Genomic DNA, 17,419 nt, shown 5'->3' with positions numbered 1-17,419 from the left:
TGCTCGGCGGGGGCGTCGCGGGAACCGACGCGGCCAGCGTGGCGGTGGGGATGGGCGCGCGGGTGACCGTCCTCGACACGAACCTGAACCGTCTGCGCGCGCTCGACGCCCGATTCCAGGGGCGGCTGACGACGCTGGCGTCCAACGCGGTCGAGATCGAGCGGGCGGTACTCGGCGCGGATCTGGTGATCGGGTCCGTGCTGGTGCCGGGCGCGCGGGCGCCGAAACTGATCTCCGAGGAACTCGTCGCCCGCATGCGACCGGGGTCGGTACTGGTCGACATCGCCATCGACCAGGGCGGCTGTTTCGAAGGTTCGCGCCCGACCACGCACGCGGATCCCACTTTCCGGGTGGCGAATTCGCTGTACTACTGCGTGGCGAACATGCCGGGCGCGGTACCGCACACCTCGACCGTCGCACTCACCAACGCGACGCTGCCCTACGTCCTCGCCATCGCGGACCGCGGTTCGCGGCAGGCGTGCGTGGAGTACCCGGAACTCGCTCGCGGGATGACGGCCGAGGCGGGGCGGTTGCTGTCGGTGGAAGTGGCCGCGGCGCACGGGTATTCGGCACCCACGGTGGTGGGCTCTGTCGGGTAGGGCCGACACGGGGGTGCGCCGATCGGCCCGGCCCGCGCGTTCGGCCGACGACCGTGCGTTCGGCTACTCGGTCTCCTCGCTGCGTCCCAGGTACCAGTCGGGGACACCGCCGGTCGGCAGGTCGTGCAATTTATCGGGATTGCGGACGACATTGATCGCGACGATCCGGCCCGCGTCGACGGTGAAATCGAAGACCCCGGTGTGGTTGCCGTCGAAGACCACCAGGCCGGGGCGGCCGTTGACCAGGACCGCGCGGCCCCAGCCGCCCTGCGCCGAGGGCGCGTGATACCAGCCGAGCAGCATCTTCGCGATGAGTTCCGCGCCGTGCACGGGTTTGCGGATGGCGGGCACCTTGCCGCCGCCGTCCGCGGTGAGGCTGACGTTCGCGTCCAGCACACCGAGCAACGCGCTCAGATCGCCCGAACGCCAGGCCAGCGCGAACGCCGACACCACCTTCTCCTGCTCGTCGGACGACGCGGGGAAACGCGGGGTGCCGTCCTCGACACGTTTGCGAGCGCGCGAAGCCAGCTGCCGCACCGCGGCGGGCGTGCGTCCGACCACTTCGGCGACGTCGGGACCGCTCATGCCGAACACGTCCTGCAACACGAACGCGGTGCGCTCGGCCGGTGACAGCGATTCCAGGACCACGAGCAGCGCGGTGGTGACGCGCTCGTCTTGGGCGATCCGATCGGCGGGATCGTCCCAGCTGGTGACCTCCGGTTCCGGCAGCCACTCGCCGATGTACTGCTCCCTGCGGGCGCGCGCCGAACCCAGCAGATCGAGGGCGAGCCTGCCGGTGACGGTGCTGAGCCAGGCGCGCAGATTGTCGATCTCGTCGGCTCGACCCGCCGCGTGCTGACGTTGCAGGCGCAGCCACGCCTCCTGCACGACATCGTCGGCATCGGTCAGACTGCCCAGCGTGCTGTAGGCGAGCCTGCGCAGATACGGGCGATGCTCCTCGAACCGTCGAGCCAGTTCGGCGGCATCGAGCTGTTCGGCGGGTCTGTCGTCGGTCACTGCAACCACCGTTTCGGTCGTGTCGACGCCCGGACTGGCGGACGCGTGTCGGATGCTGACACCGAGGTGACGATGCGGGTGTCCCGAGTGTGACATCGCGCCCGTGTCAGGAGCCCCAGGGGCCGATGCCACCCACCTTGTCGATGCGGATGCGGGTGAGGAAACCGGGCGGGGCGTCGTCCGGCGGGAATCCGGCGCCCGGCGCCGCGAGTGTTTCGGCGAGTTCGGCCAGCAGTTCGGGCGCACCGCCTTCCTCGATCCGGGCGGTGCCGGTGATCGCCAGGTACGGCCGCATGATGTCGCCGCCCTCGTGCGAAAGGATCGTCACCGCGACCCGTCCGTCTCGCCGCACATTGCGCACCTTCCGATATTCCCCCAGATGCGCGGTGACGAGTTCGTCGCCTTCCGGCGTGGACCGCAACGCCACCCACACCACGCTGACCTGCGGACTGCCGTTCGGATTGAGTGTCACCAGCGTCGCGTCGGCCCCGCCGCCGATCAGCGCGCGAGCGTCGTCATCGAGTCTCATGTGCAAGTTCTACCGTGCGCCCGGTGAATTCATTCCCGGCCTGTGAAGGTTGGACCGCGATCGGTGGGGCTCTGCGTCCGGCGTTGATCCGGCCGGTCGACGGCGGGCCGGGACACGGCGGATACCCTCGCCGGATGCGGAAGGGGTTTGCGAACGCGGCCGGGCTGGTACTCGGGTTCGCGCTGGATCGGGTGTTCGGTGATCCGCGGCGTTGGCATCCGGTCGCCGGGTTCGGTAGCGCGGCGCTGGCCTTGGAACGGCGGACCTACGCCGATCGGCGGTCGGCGGGGGTGGTGCACGAGATCGTGGCGGTGGGCGGTGTGGTCGGACTCGGGCTGGTGTCGCGCCGTGGCGGGGTGGTGGCGACGGCGCTGGCCACCTGGACCGTGCTCGGTGGTCGCAGTCTCGCGGGGACCGGGCGGGAGATGGCGGATCGGCTGGAATCCGGTGATCTGGACGGGGCCAGGCGATTGCTGCCCTCGCTGTGCGGGCGTGACCCCGAGGTGCTCGACGCGGACGGACTCGCCCGCGCCGCACTCGAATCGATAGCGGAGAACACCTCCGACGCGACGGTCGCGCCGCTGCTGTGGGGTGCGGTCGCGGGGGTGCCGGGCCTGCTCGGATACCGCGCGATCAACACCCTCGACGCCATGATCGGCTACCGCAACGATCGCTACCAGCGGTTCGGGTGGGCCGCGGCGCGGACCGACGATGTGGCGAATCTGGTCCCCGCGCGGGTCACCGGTCTGCTGACGGCCGCCCTCGCCCCGGTCGCGGGCGGTCGCGCCGCCGACTCGCTGGCTGCGTGGCGACGGGACGCGGCCGGGCACCCGAGCCCGAACGCGGGGGTGGTCGAGGCGACGATGGCGGGTGCGCTCGGCGTCGGACTCGGCGGGGTCACCCGCTACCGCCACGGCACCGAATCGCGGCCTCGGCTGGGCGACGGGCCCGCGCCGACCGTCCCCGACCTGCGTCGCGCGGTGCGCATGTCCGAAGCCGTGCAGGCGGCGGCGGTGCTGGTGGCCGCGGGCTACGCGCTCGCCGCCGGACGACGCTGACCGTCCTCAGGACCTGGTGCGTCCGTACCGGTCGGCCAGGCGATCCCGTGGCGCCACCGATTCGGGTTCGAGCGGTTCGGTGGCGGTCGGCCCGGTGGCGACCGGTTCGGTGGCGGACTTCTCCTTGCGCCGCTCCCTGATCTCCGCGTACACGAAGTAGCCGAGGCCCAGGGGCGCCATGATGCCGAACGCGAGCCATTGCAACCCGTAGGACAGGTACGGTCCGGCGTCGAGTTGCGGCAGCGGCGTGGGGGAGAACGCGCCGGGCTGGTCCTGCGAGAGCTGGAGATAGCCGCTTCGGTCACCGGCCGGGATCGCGGTCAGCGGCAGGCCGATCACCCCGGCCTCCTGGGTGGTGTCGATCGAGTACACCTGCCGGAAACCGTCCTCGGTCACCGGTTCCCGCCCCGGCGTGACACCTTCGGACGCTCGGACGCGGCCTTCGACACGCTGCGACCCGGCGGGCGGATCCGGAATCGCCGGTGGTCGCGAACCGCCGTCGACGCCCGCGACGAGGCCGCGATCGACCAGAAGTACGCGCCCGTCGGTCAACGCGAAGGCGGTCAGCACCGAATAACCGGGCGCGCCGTCCAGATGACGGAGCCGGACCAGCACCGTCGAATTCGGGACGAAACTGCCGGTCGCGGTGACCCGACGCCATTCGGTGCCGTTGTCGGCGTCGTCGAGCATGGTGGTGATATCGACCGGATCCGCTCGGACCGAATCGGCGATCAGCTGATTGCGATGCGAGGTCGAGGTGTTCTTGCCGAGCTGCCACGGCGCGAGCACCGTGAAACACAGGTAGGCGAACGCGACCACGAGCGCGGCCAGGATGACCCAGCTCGGCCGAAGCAGGAAGGTGATTCTGCGCATCAGCGTCGTCGTCCGTCGGGGGCCGCGTCGCCGAGGGCGGTGTGGGTCCACTCCAGCAGGCCGGGCATCGCGGCTTCGATCTGCTCGCGGACGATCTCGAAATCCGAGGTGTCGCCGTAGTACGGGTCGGGAACGTCGGGTCCGTCGGCGTCCGGGTCGAAACTGCGCAGGAGTCTGCGCCGGTCCGAGGGCACTCCGGCCTCGGCCAGCGCGCGTTCGTGGCCACGGTCCATGGCGATCAGCAGATCCGCGCCGCGATGGTCGGGCCCGAGCAGTGCCGCCGCGTGTCCGATCGGATAGCCGTATCGGCGCAGCGTCGACGTGGTGCGCGGGTCGGCGTCGTCTCCGACGTGCCAGCCGCCGGTGCCCGCGCTGCTCACCCGCACCCGATCGGTCAGACCCTCTTCGCTCAGATGGTGCGCGAATATCTTCTCCGCCATCGGCGAACGGCAGATGTTGCCGGTACAGACGAACGATATGTGCAGCTCACCCACGACAACCATTCTGGCCGGTGACGCCGCGAGGCCGCCACGTAGGGTGTTGGATCGTGCCATCGGACCCGGTCGATCATGCGAAACTACGCCACCACGGCGATGTGGACGCACGCCCCGGACTGCTCGATTTCGCGGTGAACGTGCAGGGCAGCGCGCCGCCGCGGTGGTTGCGCGAGCGGTTGGCGGCCTGCCTGACCGACCTCGGCCGCTACCCGAGCGCCGACGCGGAATCCGCCGCGCGCGCGGCGGTGGCGGCCAGGCACGGTCGCGCTCCGGAGGAGGTCCTGCTGCTCGCGGGCGCGGCCGAGGGGTTCGCGATGCTGCCCCGGCTCACGCCGCGACTGGCCGCGGTGATCCACCCGTCGTTCACCGAACCGGAACTGGCGCTGCGCGAGGCGGACATCCCGGTGACGCGGGTCGTTCTCGAACCGCCCTACACCTTGGATCCGGCCGCCGTCCCCGCCGACGCCGACATGGTGGTCCTCGGCAACCCGACCAACCCCACCTCGGTGCTGCACCCCGCCGACACCCTGCGTGCCCTGCGCCGCCCGGGCCGACTCGTCGTGGTCGACGAAGCGTTCACCGACGCGGTGGTCGGCGAACCGGAATCCCTGGCCGCCGACGCCACCCCGGACGTGCTCGTGCTGCGCAGTCTCACCAAGACCTGGGCGCTCGCGGGCTTGCGGTGCGGATACTTCCTGGGCGCGCCCGAGGTACTGGCCCGGCTCGGCCAGGGTCGTCCGCACTGGCCGCTCGGCAGTCTGCAACTGGAGGCGATCACCGCGACCGCCGCACCCGACGCCGTCGCCTGGGCGCAGCGCCGCGCGGCCGTGATCGCCGAGGAGCGCGCCGCGATGATCGGGCGCCTGACCGCGCTCGGCGTCGACGTGCACACCCCCGCGCAGGGCCCCTTCCTGCTCCTGCGGGTGCCGGACGGCGAACTGCTGCGCAAACACCTCGCCGACCTCGGCGTCGCGGTCCGCCGCGCGGATACGTTTCCCGGCCTCGGCCCGAACCACCTGCGGGTCGCGGTGCGCGGGGCCGCCGAGGTGGATCGCCTGGTCGAGGCGATCGAGCAGGCGGGTCTGTGACAGCCGCGCGGTCATCGGAGGTCGCGGCGTACGGAACTCGGAATATCCGGGGCGCGGATATGGGCCGACGCCGACGGCGGCGAATCGACAGGTGTGAGTCCGGAGCAGGGAGAGGCTGATGGTGACGACGCTGGCGGAACTCATCGGGGTGCTGGACGCGGCCTACCCGCCGAAACTGGCGGAATCGTGGGATTCGGTCGGGCTGGTCTGCGGTGATCCCTCCGACGAGGTGAGCCGGGTCCTGTTCGCCGTCGACGCGACAGCGGACGTGGTGGACGCGGCGATCGGGGAGCGCGCGCAGGCGCTGATCGTGCACCATCCGCTGCTGCTGCGCGGCGTCGACACGGTGGCGGCCGACACCCCGAAGGGCGCCCTGGTGCACCGGCTGATCCGGTCGGGCTGCGCGCTGTTCTCCGCGCACACCAACGCCGATTCCGCCGCTCCCGGCGTCTCCGACGCGCTCGCGAACGCGCTCGGTCTCACCGTCACCGGGGTGCTCGACCCGAAACCCACGGCCGCGGTCGACTGCTGGGTGGTGCAGGTACCGCGCACCCATACCGAGGCGGTGCTCGCGGCGTTGTTCGGCGCGGGCGCGGGCGGGTCCGGCAACTACCACGACTGCGCGGTCCACGTGCCCAGCGTCGGCCAGTTCCGTCCGATGCCCGGCGCGAATCCCGCGATCGGCACCGTCGGCGAACTCCAGCGCGTGGACGAGGACCGGATCGAGGTCATCGCGCCGCCTGCGGCCCGTGGCGCGCTGCTCACCGCGTTGCGCGCCGCCCACCCGTACGAGGAACCCGCCTATCACGTCACCGAGCGCGCGCCGTTCCCCTCCGGTGTCGGCATCGGCCGGGTCGGCGTCCTGCCGCGACCGCAGACATTGCGCGCCTTCACCGCCAGGGTGCGCGCCGCGCTGCCGCAGACCGTCTGGGGTGTCCGCGCGGCGGGCGATCCGGATCGGATGATCGAGAACGTCGCCGTCTGCGGCGGTGCGGGCGATTCCTATCTCGGGAAGGTGGCGCGGCTCGGGGTCGACGCCTATGTCACCTCCGATCTGCGTCACCATCCGGCCGACGAACATCTGCGCGCGGGCGGTCCCGCGCTGGTCGACGCCGCCCACTGGGCCACGGAATTCCCGTGGTGCGCCCAGGCCGCCGATATCGTGCGCCGCGCGTTCCCGACGCTGGAAACCCACGTCTCGAACCTGCGCACCGATCCGTGGACGGTGAGCGGCGCCGAGTGAACGTGACCTGAGCACCGGCGATTCGAATGGCGCAGCCGGTGGTTCAGGCCGAGGATATGTGCAGGTCGGATCGCCGCACGAAGGGACTGTCCTGCATGGAACTCACGGTGAACGACGGCGCGGCGACCGGGATCGCCGACATTCTCGAGACCTGGGCCGCCGCGCTCGGCGGCGACTACCGCGGCTACCTGAATCACGCCATCCGCGTCGTGCAGGTCGCCGACCTGCTGCATCTGCGCGCGGGCGGCGGCGAGGCGGAAATGCCGAGCGCACTGCCGGAATTCGTGGTGGCCGCCGCCTTCCACGATCTCGGTATCTGGAGCGACGGCACCTGGGACTATCTGCCGCCGTCCATCGAACGCGCCGAGCGGTGGTTGCGCGACACCGGCGACGAGACCCGAATACCGCTGGTGACGACCATGATCGACGATCACCACAAACTGCGCGCCGCGGCCGGGCCGCTGTCGCCGGTGGAACTGTTCCGCAAGGCCGACACCGTCGATTTCACGAGTGGCATCGTGCGCTTCGGTTTGTCGGCGCGCGACTATCGCACGGTGCGCCGCGCCTTTCCCAGTTCCGGATTCCATTGGAAACTGGTCGAACTGGCGACCGCGGGCGCGCTACGTCATCCGCTGCACCCGGCGCCGATGGTGAAGTTCTAGGCACCGCGCGACCCGGCCTCTGTCCTATTTGCGCGTGTTGTCGGTGTGTCGCGATGTTCACCCGAATCGAAACCTCCGGACCGGGTACAACTACCGCATGAACTACCCGGTGGACTTCGGGTTCGTGCAGGTCGGCCTGATCCTGCTCATCCTGATCGCAGTGGCGCTGATCGTCTCGGCGTTGGTAATGGTGCGCAAAGTGGGGCCGCGTGTGCTGCTCGGACGGGGTGCGGGTGGGTTGGTCCTACTCGTCGCCGCCGTGGGCCTGCTCTGGATAGCGACCCTGATGCAGACATATCTCGGATTGAGCGGCGAGATCAAGGCCGCCCACGTCGTCGTGAAAGAGGTTGCCGGGCAGGAACATCAGCTGGAAGTCGAACTCACCCTCTACGGTGACGAGAACCACGACGAGCGCAAGGAGACCTACCGGGTCCAGGGCGATCTGTGGGTGCTCCAGGCCAATATCGTGGAACTGGAGCCGTGGGTGAACGCGCTCGGATTCCACTCCGGATACCAGGTCACCCGGCTCTACGGTCAGCGCCTCGACGGTGTCGCGACCACCCAGAACCAGTTCTTCGTCAACGGGGACGACAAGGATTTCTTCGCCGACATGCGCGAGGGCAAGTGGTACACCGAACCTTTCGTCCGCTCCGCCTACGGCAACGCGGTCATCTCGACACCGGGTGAGTACGACGTGTTCATCTCCCGCGACGCCATCAAGACCCGCGCGGCGGGGTAGCAGGAGGTCGGGGGTGGGGCCGGTCACCGGCCTCGCGTCCGATCGCGCCGACGCCGGGGTACGGTTGAGCACTGGTATTCGACGCCCGAGGGGCGGTTCGGGTACTTCCACCCTTCCCATAGCGTTCAGGAGCTTCCCCGCGTTGAATGTCGAATCATCGATCCAGGCCAAGCTGCTCCGGCTCGCCGCTGTCGACGCCGAGTCGACGCGGATCGCGCATCGTCGCAACGTGCTGCCCGAGCAGCAGGAGGTCGCCCGATTGGAGGCGGAGCGCAATGCGCACAAGGACGCCGCCGTGGCGGTGGAGATCCAGCTGGACGATCTCGATCGCGACATCAAGAAACTCGAGGGCGAAGTCGACGCGGTGCGCAAGCGCGAGGACCGCGATCGCGGCATGCTGAGCGCCGGAACCGTGAACGCCAAACAGCTTTCGGAACTCCAACACGAGCTGGGCAGCCTGGAGCGCCGACGTTCGGTCCTGGAGGACGAACTGCTCGAGGTCATGGAGCGGCGCGAGGCCTCCGCCGCCGATCACGATCACGCGGGCGCCCGTCTCAGCAAGACCGAGGAAGAGCTGGCCGACGCACAACGCCAGCGTGACGAGGCCGTGGCCGATCTCGATGTGGCCCAGCAGCGGTGCGAGCGGGACCGGGCGGATCTGATCCAGCTCTTTCCCGGCGAACTGCTGACCGTCTACGACAAGCAGCGCGCCCAGCAGGGTGCGGGCGCCGCGCTGCTCCAGGCCAGGCGGTGCGGCGCGTGCCGCATCGAACTCGACCGCGGTGAGATCGCGCGGATCGCCAAGACCGCGCCCGATGTGGTGGTCCGCTGCTCGGAATGCGGTGCGATTCTCGTTCGCACCAAGGAATCGGGTCTGTGACCTGCTCCGATCTCATCGCCGCCCCGGCTTCGGGCATGGCGGATGACAGGCGCTGAGCGTGTGGTGGTAAGCACACTTCGCACGGAAACGGCCCGGTCCGGTCGAAACGGGCTCGCTGTCGAAGTGGGCGGCTAGCGTGAGATCGTGGCCGACCGGGTGTGCGAGCGCTCCGGCCGGGACCGGTCGAAGCGGCTCGGCGTCGGCGTCCGTCATGAGCGAGGAGTTCGGGTAGTGAGCAACGAACACGTGATCGTCGAGGCGGACGGAGGGTCGCGCGGCAATCCGGGACCCGCCGGCTACGGCGCGGTGGTCTTCGCCGACGACCACACGCGGGTACTCGCCGAACGCCGCGAATTCATCGGCGTCGCGACCAACAACGTCGCCGAGTACCGGGGTCTGATCGCGGGCCTCGAGGCCGCGACCGAACTGGGCGCGCGCGTGGTCGAGGTCCGCATGGACTCCAAACTCGTCGTCGAGCAGATGTCGGGACGCTGGAAGATCAAGCACGCGTCCATGATTCCGCTGGCCGACCGCGCGCGCAGACTGACCGCGGCCTTCGATCGGGTGGGTTTCACCTGGATCCCACGCGCCGAGAACTCCCACGCCGACCGGCTGGCCAACGAGGCCATGGACGACGCGAGCGTGGTCGAGGAGGTGCGCGGAGCCCTGTCGACGCCCGCCGAGGAGCGCAAGCCCGCGCAGGCCGCCGCCGCCCCGTCCTCGCCCGGCTGGACCGGCGCCGTCGGCCGCCCGACGCGGTTGCTGCTGCTGCGGCACGGCCAGACCGCCCTGTCCGTGGAACGCCGATATTCCGGGCGCGGCAATCCGCCGCTGACCGAACTCGGTCGCGAACAGGCCGCACGGGCCGCCAAGATGCTCGCGACCAAGGGCGATATCGCCGCGGTCGTCAGTTCGCCGCTGGATCGCGCCAGGGAGACCGCCGAGGCGGCGGGCGCCGCGCTCGGCGCACCGGTGCGGGTACTCGACGGTCTGATCGAAACCGATTTCGGCGAATGGGACGGCCTCACCTTCGCCGAGGCCGCCCAGCGCGACCCCGAACTGCACGCCCGCTGGCTCGGTGACACCGCGGTGTCACCGCCCGGCGGCGAGAGTTTCGACCGGGTGCGCGAGCGGATCGAATCGGTTCGCCGCGACCTGGTCGCCCTGTATCCGGGACAGAACGTGGTCACGGTCAGCCACGTGACGCCCATCAAGACCCTGCTGCAACTGGCGCTGGGGGTCGGGCCGTCGCTGCTGTACCGGCTGCACCTGGATCTGGCATCCTTGTCGGTCGCGGAGTTCTATCCGGACGGCGGTTCGTCGGTGCGCCTGGTCAACGACACCTCGTACCTGAACTAGATGTCGTGATGCGGGGTTCCGCGCGGTCGGATCCGCGAAAGAATGGCCGATGTTCCAGCGCGGTAGTACATTTCGTGCGGGGTTGGTGGGGGAATACTGCCGCGAGGTGTGGTGCGGTCACACCCGGGCGAATTCGGGTGTCGGCCCGGATTCTTGGAGAAGGAGAGTAACTGCTGTGAGATTCAGAGGGGTGGCGGCCGTTGTTGCCGTCATCGCGAGTGTCGGTGCCGTCGTGGCGGGTATGGCGCAGGCCGCGCCGGGGAGTGTGGTCCTCGGCGGTAGTTCGGGCCTCGTCTTCGACAACAACTCGGCGTGCTCGCTGACCGCCATCGGCTACGACAACGCCAATCGGCTCGTCGGGCTGACCGCGGGTCACTGCGCGCCCACCGGTGCGCGGCTGGCCTCGGAGGGCGCGATGGAGGCGGGCGCCGTTGGTGTCGTGGCGTACTCCGACAACGGGGAGGGTCTGGATTACGCGGTTCTGCAATTCGACCCGGCGAAGGTCACCCCGGCACGGGTCGTCGGCGCCACCACCATCAACGGCATCGGTGGACAGCCGGGTCCGGGAACGACGGTGTGCTCCAACGGCCGCACCAGCGGTCCGGGCTGCGGCGTCGTCTGGGGAACCCTCGACGAGTCGGTCACCATCAACCAGGCGTGCTCCAAGCCGGGTGATTCGGGCGGTCCGGTCACCGTGGGCGACAAGCTGGTCGGCATGAACCAGGGCAGGCTCACCGGCCTGGCCGGGATCGGCTTCGATCTGCCCTGCGCGACGGCGGCGAACCCGATCCATTCGCCCGCGTTCTTCGCGCCGATCGACATCATCCTCGCCGCCGTCAACGCCACCGGTGGCGTCGGCAGCGGATTCCGGACCTTCTGAGCCGGAGAGTTCCACCCTCGCCGCCGCGTGCCCGAACGGGTCGCGGCGGCGAGTCGTTTCCGTCGTCGCTACGTGGCCGGATCGGCCTGAAGTCACCGAGTCAGTCGAATACGGCCAGGCGCAGCCGAGAGGTGTAGGTACCGGCGCGGCCGAGTGCGTCGATGGCGGCGTCGAGTTCGATCGTCGCCTCCTCGAAGACCTCACGCGCGCCCGCCACGCAGTACGCGGGAGTGATGAGTGCGCCGATGCCCTCGGTGTCGAGCAGTAGTCCCGACGTGGGCAGGCCGCGGTAGTCCTCGGTCAATTCCGCCAGGGCGCGGCGTAATTCCGTCACCTGGGCGAGGATGCCCGCGCGGCGCGCGTCGAGCAGTTGCGGATCGGTCATGATGTGCGCTCGATTCTCCTGCGGGACCACGACACTCGCAATCTACCCCCGTCTCCTCCGCGACGGTGTCCTACCCGAAGCCTTGATCGCCGAGTCGAGTTTGGCGAGGAAACGGGATATGTGCGGGTCGGATTCGAGGTGAACGATTTCCCCGATCTCGAACCACCTGCCCTCGCCGAATTCACGTGGATCCAGCGCGTATTCGCGGGTGCGGTCGCCACGGATGACGTACCAGAGGCTGACATCCTCGTGCCCGCCGCTGGGCCCGACCGTGGTGGTGACGGTGAGGAACAGCGGATCCGTGCCGACCACATCGAAATCGGCCTCGATCCCCAATTCCTCGAACGTCTCACGCCGCGCCGCGGTCGACGGTGACTCGCCGGGGTCGACGTGGCCGCCGGTGGGCAGCCACAGCCCCGCGAGCAGGTGACTGCCGAGGAAGACCGCCCCGGCGTCCGGATCGACCAGGACGACGTAGGACACCAGATGCCGCGGCGGCACCGCCGGTTTCACGCGACGGAACACGTCGTCGGTGGCGGCCATCCACGACAGTGTCGCCGCGATATGGGCGCGTTCCAGGTCGTCGAATGCTTCGATCCCGCCGACGATCTCGGCGATTCCCGCTGTCACCGAATTCATGGATCGAGACCGTAGCGGCAGGTACCGACAGGTTCGCGAATCAGCACAGCCCGGCGAGTTTGTACAGGACCAGCGAACCGGCCACCGCGACGTTGAGACTGTGTCCCGAGCCGACCATCGGGATCTCGACGGCGAAATCCAGCAGTTCCACGCCCTCGGGCGGGATACCGTCGGATTCGTGACCGAGCACCATGACGGTGCGTCTGTTCGCCGGTTCGACGTCGGCGAGCCGGATCGATTCGTCGGTGAGTTCGACACCGACGATGGCGGATCCGCCCCGGCGCTGACGTTCCAGCCAACGGTCGACGCGTCCGTCGATCCAGTGCACGCACGGCCGCGTGCGCAAGGTGTTGCCCTGGGCGAGCGCGTCGGGCACCCACGGTTGACGCGGTACCGCCATGCAGGCGCCGACCGCGTCGCAGGTGCGAAGCAGGGTACCGAGATTGACGCTGTGCTTGGGCCACAGCGGCGCCGCGATCAGGTGATTCCAGCAGCCGTGCGCGCGCCTGCGCCGTTGTCTGCGCAATTCGGGGCGGGTGCGGACCCGCGCGGCCGTCATGAACGGAAGGGGAGAGCCTTCCCCGGGGAGAGAACAGATTTCATCGTGACGGTACTTCGCGGCGCACCGGGGCCATCGACGGGAATATTGCCATCGACGATACCCGGTCGCCACGTATCCGCGACAGATGCGCTCAGGGCCGCAACACCGAGACCAGGAATTCGGTCTGGTCGTAGACGACCTGTTCGAAGACGTCATCGAAGTACAGATCGAAATGGCCCACCGGATATCGTTTGACCACAGCGTGTTTGGTTCGCTCCGCGGCCTTGAGCGCCGGTTTCGCCGGTGCCACCGAGTCGTTGTCGGCGATGGCGTAGAAGACCGGCATCTTCAGGGCTTTGGCCCGGCGTCCCGGTGCGTTGAACAACGCGGGAAAGGCGAAGCGCGCCGCCACTTTCGGCTGCCAACTCTCGCTGTCCTCGGCCAGCCTGCCGTATCCCTCGGGAACATCGCGGGCGCTCATCAGGGCCGCGGACCGTTTGCGGCCCGCGAGTTTGATCCCGACCGGCTTGCGCCGGATCGGCCCGATCAGCAGGTCGGTGGCCGCGATCGTGACGACCTTCGTCACATTGATCGGGCCCTTCACCATCGTCGAGGCCCATCCGCTGGTGCACGGCGCCTGCGCGACGACCGCCGCGATGTAATCGTCCTGCGGTGCGATCGTGAGCACGTGCCCGCCACCGAGGGCGGTGCCCCACAGTGCGATTCGCGTCTTGTCGATCCCGCGCAGGGTGCGGGCGAAGGCGATGGCGTTGCGCCAGTCCTCACGCTGTCTCGCGATGTTCACCACCTGACGCGGCGTGCCCTGACTCGCGCCGAAATGACGGTAATCGAAGACCAGCACGGCCATGCCCGCCGCCGCGAACCGCCGTGCGTACCTGTCCAATCCCATCTCCCTGGTGCCCCCGAGACCATGACCCATCACCACCAGTGGGCGGGGTTTGGGGACGCCGTCGGGAGGATACAGCCACGCCGCGCATTGATCCCCGCCCGACGTGAAACCGACCTCGACACGCTCCATGGATATTTACCGTACTGGGTCGGTCGTGGGCGCGCGGACCGGTGGTTGCCCGGTCGCGTACCCTTGGGGCGCGGACGAGTTGGCCGGGCGACCGCGGCGCTGGGAACGGGCACTCTGTGCCGCCGCCCCGCGCCGAGGAAAGTCCGGACTCCACAGAGCAGGGCGGTTGCTAACGGCAACCCGGGGTGACCCGCGGGACAGTGCCACAGAGAACAGACCGCCCACGGTCGCGTCGTGTGCGAACACGGCTCGATCGTGCGGTGAGGGTGAAACGGTGCGGTAAGAGCGCACCAGCGCCCCGGGTGACCGGGGCGGCTAGGTAAACCCCGCCCGGAGCAAGGTCGAAGGTCGCACCGTTCGCGGTGCGGCTGCGCAGGTGTTCGAGGGCTGCTCGCCCGAGCCTGCGGGTGGACCGCTCGAGGCACCCGGCAACGGTGTGTCCAGATGGATGGTCGTCACCCGGTGCGAACCGGGTACAGGATCCGGCTTACACGCCAACTCGTCCGCCCCCGCCCCGGCGGGATACGTGCCGGCCGCTGTCCGAGGACATGCGGCCGATCACGGTGAAACAGCGGGAGCGACTACCCGCACATGAGTTTGGCCATCTGGTAGATGGCCGCCGCCTCGTCCTTCGTCACCTCCGTCGAGCCGTTCTTGGCGTGCGTGGCGACACCGCTGATCACGGCGTCCTCGGCTTTACCCGACTTCAGGTCCGCGCAGGTCTGATTGAGGATGTCGCTGATCTGGACGTCGCTCTTGCCCTGCGCCAACTTCGGGAAAGCGCTCTTGAAACTGACGACGAAGGTGCCCGCCTTCGCACCGTCGACGACCCGGGCGACGCTCGAGGCGGCCGCCGCGGACGCCGAGGTACCGGCCGCCGCGGAGGATGTGGCTGTGTCGTCGTTGCAACCGGCGAGGAGCAGGGCGAATACGGAGGCGCTGGCCGCGAGAGCGGCGGAGGTTCTTCTCACGGAGCGGGATGCTAGCGGCCTCGAACAAAAGTCGCCCTCCGTGTGGTTAACGGAAGGCGACGATTGCGTGGACCGAAACTGTGAGGTCAGACCGGTTCGATCAGGAATACCTGAGCCCAGTAGGCGGCCTGGTCGGGGCCGAGCAGCGGCATCAGGTAGTCGAAGATGATCGATGACATCAGTGCGGTACTCCCAAATATCGACGTACGGGGTCACTTCGGAACACGCGGGATGTGCCGAGAACCGGACAGCCCGCGCCGCCCGGGAACGTTAGCAGCCGCCGACGACGCGCCGACGGCTGCGGGTCGGGCATAACAATTCATCTCCTACTGGCCCCGATCGTGATCGACGTCATAGAGTGGTCGCCGTTGGCAAGGCCCGTTGCCGGGCTGCATCGGGCCTTTCGAATTTCGATCGCGGAAGCAGGTCTCAACTCCATGCGGGTAGTTCGTTCTATGGTCGCCGGTGCTCTCATCGCCGGGGCCGCATCGGTTTTCGCAGTGCTCGGTGCCGGGTCCGCAAGCGCGGTCGCCGTCACCCCGCTGCCGGGTGGGGTTCAGGTCGATCTCAGCCCGGCCGATACCCAGTGGGTGCACCAGACCCACTTCGGTCGCACGATCGCGGGCCTTCCGCATCCGTCGGCCGCGTCGTTCGGTGAGGCGCTGGACGGGGCTGCCGCCGTGTCCTCGGCCTACCCGACGGGACGGGTCACCTTCACCGTCTTCGGTCCGTTCAACGAACTGAACGGCACCATGCTGGCGTTGCAGTAGCTGGTGGAATTACACCAGCGGATCATCTCGGCGCCGGTCGACTTCGGCGCCGTCAGATCCGAATTCGGCTTGGCCTCGACGTATCCCGCCGAGGCCACCGCGGAAGCCCGCGACGCGAACGACGTGTTCGCGGGCAACCGGATCGATCGCACCGATATCGAATTCGTGACCATAGACCCGCCGGGCTCGATGGACCTGGACCAGGCCGTCCATCTCGAGCGCACCGGCACCGGTTTCACCGTGCACTACGCGATCGCCGACCTCGGCGCCGTCATCGCCCCCGATGGCGCGCTCGCCCGTGAGGCAGGCGCGCGAGGCCAGACCTTCTACATGCCCGACACCGTCGTGCCACTGCATCCGCCGGTGCTCTCGGAGGGTTCGGCGAGCCTGCTGCCCGACCGCACCAGACCCGCCGCGCTGTGGACCATCGAATGCGACGAGAACGCCGAACCGCTGCGGTACTCGGTCGTGCGGGCCACCGTCCGCTCCCGCGCCCGGCTCGACTACGCCGGTGTGCAAGCCGACGCCGACGCCGGTCGCCTACACCCCTCGATCGCGGCCCTGCCGGAATTCGGCACGCGGCGCATCGAAGTGGGGCTGGCCCGTGGCGTGATCGGGTTGCGGCTGCCGTCGCAGAGTGTCATCCGCGACGACGCCACCGACGGGCACTGGCAGTTGGTACTGGAACCGCGCACCGCCGCCGACGACTGGAACGAACAGATCTCGCTGCTCACCGGGATGTGCGCCGCCCGCATCATGGTGGACAACTCCGACGGAGGCCGGGCCGGTCTGTTGCGCACGATGCCGCCCCCGCCCGAATCGGCCATCCAATCCCTGCGCCGCACCGCCGCGGCCGTCGGGGTCGCCTGGCCCACCGACAAACCGGTCGGGCGGATGCTCGCCGAACTGGATCCGAACACCCCCGCCGCCCTCGTGCTCATGTCGGAGGCCACCGGCCTGCTTCGCGGCGCCGCCTACACCGTGCTCGGCGCCACCGATCTGTCACCGGAGGCATTGCGCCACAGCGCGATCGGCGCACCCTACGCCCACGTGACCGCGCCGCTGCGCCGACTGGCAGACCGCTTCGGCACCGAGATCTGCCTGGCCCGCTGCGCCGGGACACCGATCCCGGAATGGGTGCGCGAGGGTCTCGCGCCGACCGCCGAATCGATGAAACGCAGCGACGCCGTCGCGGGCAAGGTCGAGCGCGCCTGCATCGACCTCACCGAATCGACCCTGCTCGCCTCGCGCACCGGCGGCGAATTCGACGCCGTCGTCCTCCGCGAGGGCAACGGCAACCGGCCCGCCGAGATCTTCGTCGCCGACCCGCCCGTACTCGGCCGCTGCGCGGGCGCACCCCCGGAAGGGACCTCGGTCCGCGTCCGTCTCGTCACGGCCGATCCCGCCACCCGCAAGATCACCTTCACCTTTCCCGCCTGAGCGGGCCCACTCGCAAGACCTCTACAACGTGTCGGAGGATTCACTCCCCGCCCACGAACGCCGCCGTCGCCAACGCCGTGATCGGCAGCCCGACGTGCGGCAGCCCAGCGACGTGTGGGCCGCCCCGCAACGCAATCCCGCCGATCCGCGGCCGTCGTGAACGCCGCGCCGCCCGTGCGGCCGAGCGCGCCGCTCTGCGCGACCAGACCA

19 protein-coding genes, 1 other RNA gene and 1 pseudogene are annotated in these 17,419 nt (G+C 69.4%); 12 read left to right on the top strand and 9 right to left on the bottom strand.

Translation table 11 applies throughout. From position 1 onward, the window contains the following. A pseudogene (locus tag JZ792_RS19260) lies at window positions 1-599 on the top strand (alanine dehydrogenase); the annotation flags it as partial. 63 nt (window positions 600-662) lie between these two features. Here JZ792_RS19260 and sigJ read toward each other — a convergent pair. Next, window positions 663-1,616 (bottom strand): RNA polymerase sigma factor SigJ, encoded by a 954-nt coding sequence (gene sigJ, locus JZ792_RS19255; RefSeq protein ID WP_308165361.1) that lies wholly within the window; start codon window positions 1,614-1,616, stop codon window positions 663-665. A 106-nt stretch (window positions 1,617-1,722) separates the two neighbouring features. Further along, complete coding sequence (locus JZ792_RS19250; protein WP_216911900.1) at window positions 1,723-2,145, bottom strand: TIGR03618 family F420-dependent PPOX class oxidoreductase; 423 nt, start codon at window positions 2,143-2,145, stop codon at window positions 1,723-1,725. Between the two features lie 134 nt (window positions 2,146-2,279). Here JZ792_RS19250 and JZ792_RS19245 point away from each other — a divergent pair, with 134 nt between their 5' ends. Further along, window positions 2,280-3,203 carry a cobalamin biosynthesis protein gene (locus JZ792_RS19245; protein WP_216911899.1) on the top strand — a complete coding sequence of 308 codons (924 nt, stop codon included), beginning with the start codon at window positions 2,280-2,282 and terminating at the stop codon, window positions 3,201-3,203. Between the two features lie 6 nt (window positions 3,204-3,209). Here JZ792_RS19245 and JZ792_RS19240 read toward each other — a convergent pair whose 3' ends face one another. Further along, window positions 3,210-4,076 carry an SURF1 family cytochrome oxidase biogenesis protein gene (locus tag JZ792_RS19240; protein ID WP_216911898.1) on the bottom strand — a complete coding sequence of 289 codons (867 nt, stop codon included), beginning with the start codon at window positions 4,074-4,076 and terminating at the stop codon, window positions 3,210-3,212. Further along, window positions 4,076-4,579, bottom strand: a complete 504-nt coding sequence (locus JZ792_RS19235) for a low molecular weight protein-tyrosine-phosphatase (RefSeq protein ID WP_216911906.1) — start codon at window positions 4,577-4,579, stop codon at window positions 4,076-4,078. The genes JZ792_RS19240 and JZ792_RS19235 overlap by 1 nt, the downstream gene beginning before the upstream one ends. A 44-nt stretch (window positions 4,580-4,623) precedes the next feature. Here JZ792_RS19235 and cobC point away from each other — a divergent pair, with 44 nt between their 5' ends. The 7 genes from cobC to JZ792_RS19200 all read left to right on the top strand — a co-directional run bounded on the left by cobC (window position 4,624) and on the right by JZ792_RS19200 (window position 11,424). Beyond that, a complete protein-coding gene (gene cobC / locus JZ792_RS19230) occupies window positions 4,624-5,661 on the top strand; it encodes an Rv2231c family histidinol phosphate aminotransferase CobC (protein WP_216911897.1) in 1,038 nt (345 codons plus the stop codon). A 118-nt stretch (window positions 5,662-5,779) separates the two neighbouring features. Then, the gene (locus tag JZ792_RS19225; protein ID WP_216911896.1) at window positions 5,780-6,904 is read left to right on the top strand and encodes a Nif3-like dinuclear metal center hexameric protein; all 1,125 of its coding nucleotides are present in this window, start codon (window positions 5,780-5,782) and stop codon (window positions 6,902-6,904) included. Between the two features lie 95 nt (window positions 6,905-6,999). After that, window positions 7,000-7,566: an HD domain-containing protein gene (locus JZ792_RS19220; protein WP_216911895.1), complete on the top strand. Its 567-nt coding sequence runs from the start codon at window positions 7,000-7,002 to the stop codon at window positions 7,564-7,566. Window positions 7,567-7,663: 97 nt separating this feature from the next. Next, entirely contained in the window at window positions 7,664-8,305 is a 642-nt protein-coding gene (locus JZ792_RS19215) for a hypothetical protein (protein ID WP_109526359.1), read from the top strand. A 142-nt stretch (window positions 8,306-8,447) separates the two neighbouring features. Further along, the gene (locus JZ792_RS19210; protein ID WP_216911894.1) at window positions 8,448-9,185 is read left to right on the top strand and encodes a zinc ribbon domain-containing protein; all 738 of its coding nucleotides are present in this window, start codon (window positions 8,448-8,450) and stop codon (window positions 9,183-9,185) included. Between the two features lie 231 nt (window positions 9,186-9,416). Then, window positions 9,417-10,544: a bifunctional RNase H/acid phosphatase gene (locus JZ792_RS19205; protein ID WP_216911893.1), complete on the top strand. Its 1,128-nt coding sequence runs from the start codon at window positions 9,417-9,419 to the stop codon at window positions 10,542-10,544. A 175-nt stretch (window positions 10,545-10,719) separates the two neighbouring features. Continuing rightward, window positions 10,720-11,424, top strand: a complete 705-nt coding sequence (locus JZ792_RS19200) for a chymotrypsin family serine protease (RefSeq protein ID WP_232839874.1) — start codon at window positions 10,720-10,722, stop codon at window positions 11,422-11,424. A gap of 100 nt (window positions 11,425-11,524) precedes the next feature. Here JZ792_RS19200 and JZ792_RS19195 read toward each other — a convergent pair whose 3' ends face one another. From JZ792_RS19195 to JZ792_RS19180, 4 genes are all read right to left on the bottom strand, one after another. Further along, complete coding sequence (locus JZ792_RS19195; protein WP_254190035.1) at window positions 11,525-11,809, bottom strand: hypothetical protein; 285 nt, start codon at window positions 11,807-11,809, stop codon at window positions 11,525-11,527. A 42-nt stretch (window positions 11,810-11,851) separates the two neighbouring features. Next, window positions 11,852-12,448, bottom strand: a complete 597-nt coding sequence (locus JZ792_RS19190; RefSeq protein ID WP_254190034.1) for an NUDIX hydrolase — start codon at window positions 12,446-12,448, stop codon at window positions 11,852-11,854. Between the two features lie 40 nt (window positions 12,449-12,488). Beyond that, window positions 12,489-13,007, bottom strand: coding sequence for a TrmH family RNA methyltransferase (locus JZ792_RS19185; RefSeq protein WP_216911892.1), 519 nt, complete (start codon window positions 13,005-13,007; stop codon window positions 12,489-12,491). Between the two features lie 133 nt (window positions 13,008-13,140). Continuing rightward, window positions 13,141-14,028, bottom strand: coding sequence for an alpha/beta hydrolase (locus JZ792_RS19180; protein WP_216911891.1), 888 nt, complete (start codon window positions 14,026-14,028; stop codon window positions 13,141-13,143). 75 nt (window positions 14,029-14,103) lie between these two features. On the opposite strand from JZ792_RS19180, the gene rnpB reads away from it, so the two are divergent. After that, window positions 14,104-14,534, top strand: an RNA gene (rnpB, locus tag JZ792_RS19175) — RNase P RNA component class A. Window positions 14,535-14,609: 75 nt separating this feature from the next. Here the strand turns inward: rnpB and JZ792_RS19170 are convergent. Then, window positions 14,610-14,999 (bottom strand): hypothetical protein, encoded by a 390-nt coding sequence (locus tag JZ792_RS19170; RefSeq protein WP_216911890.1) that lies wholly within the window; start codon window positions 14,997-14,999, stop codon window positions 14,610-14,612. A 455-nt stretch (window positions 15,000-15,454) separates the two neighbouring features. Here JZ792_RS19170 and JZ792_RS19165 point away from each other — a divergent pair, with 455 nt between their 5' ends. After that, the gene (locus JZ792_RS19165) at window positions 15,455-15,769 is read left to right on the top strand and encodes a hypothetical protein (protein ID WP_232839872.1); all 315 of its coding nucleotides are present in this window, start codon (window positions 15,455-15,457) and stop codon (window positions 15,767-15,769) included. 3 nt (window positions 15,770-15,772) lie between these two features. After that, complete coding sequence (locus tag JZ792_RS19160; RefSeq protein WP_216911889.1) at window positions 15,773-17,209, top strand: RNB domain-containing ribonuclease; 1,437 nt, start codon at window positions 15,773-15,775, stop codon at window positions 17,207-17,209. The last annotated feature ends 210 nt before the right edge of the window (window positions 17,210-17,419 follow it).

It is taken from the genome of Nocardia noduli (assembly GCF_019038455.1).
Taxonomy (GTDB): Bacteria; Actinomycetota; Actinomycetes; order Mycobacteriales; family Mycobacteriaceae; genus Nocardia; species Nocardia noduli.
Note: the sequence above shows the minus strand (reverse complement) of the source record. Positions and strands in the feature narration are given on the sequence as shown.

Bases quoted from the DNA above. Each gene is read 5' to 3' on its own strand.
- JZ792_RS19250 (WP_216911900.1), bottom strand. From the start codon at position 2,145: ATGAGACTCGATGACGACGCTCGCGCGCTGATCGGCGGCGGGGCCGAC.
- JZ792_RS19245 (WP_216911899.1), top strand. From the start codon at position 2,280: ATGCGGAAGGGGTTTGCGAACGCGGCCGGGCTGGTACTCGGGTTCGCG.
- JZ792_RS19240 (WP_216911898.1), bottom strand. From the start codon at position 4,076: ATGCGCAGAATCACCTTCCTGCTTCGGCCGAGCTGGGTCATCCTGGCC.
- JZ792_RS19235 (WP_216911906.1), bottom strand. From the start codon at position 4,579: ATGGTTGTCGTGGGTGAGCTGCACATATCGTTCGTCTGTACCGGCAAC.
- JZ792_RS19225 (WP_216911896.1), top strand. From the start codon at position 5,780: ATGGTGACGACGCTGGCGGAACTCATCGGGGTGCTGGACGCGGCCTAC.
- JZ792_RS19220 (WP_216911895.1), top strand. From the start codon at position 7,000: ATGGAACTCACGGTGAACGACGGCGCGGCGACCGGGATCGCCGACATT.
- JZ792_RS19215 (WP_109526359.1), top strand. From the start codon at position 7,664: ATGAACTACCCGGTGGACTTCGGGTTCGTGCAGGTCGGCCTGATCCTG.
- JZ792_RS19195 (WP_254190035.1), bottom strand. From the start codon at position 11,809: ATGACCGATCCGCAACTGCTCGACGCGCGCCGCGCGGGCATCCTCGCC.
- JZ792_RS19190 (WP_254190034.1), bottom strand. From the start codon at position 12,448: ATGAATTCGGTGACAGCGGGAATCGCCGAGATCGTCGGCGGGATCGAA.
- JZ792_RS19185 (WP_216911892.1), bottom strand. From the start codon at position 13,007: ATGACGGCCGCGCGGGTCCGCACCCGCCCCGAATTGCGCAGACAACGG.
- JZ792_RS19180 (WP_216911891.1), bottom strand. From the start codon at position 14,028: ATGGAGCGTGTCGAGGTCGGTTTCACGTCGGGCGGGGATCAATGCGCG.
- JZ792_RS19165 (WP_232839872.1), top strand. From the start codon at position 15,455: ATGGTCGCCGGTGCTCTCATCGCCGGGGCCGCATCGGTTTTCGCAGTG.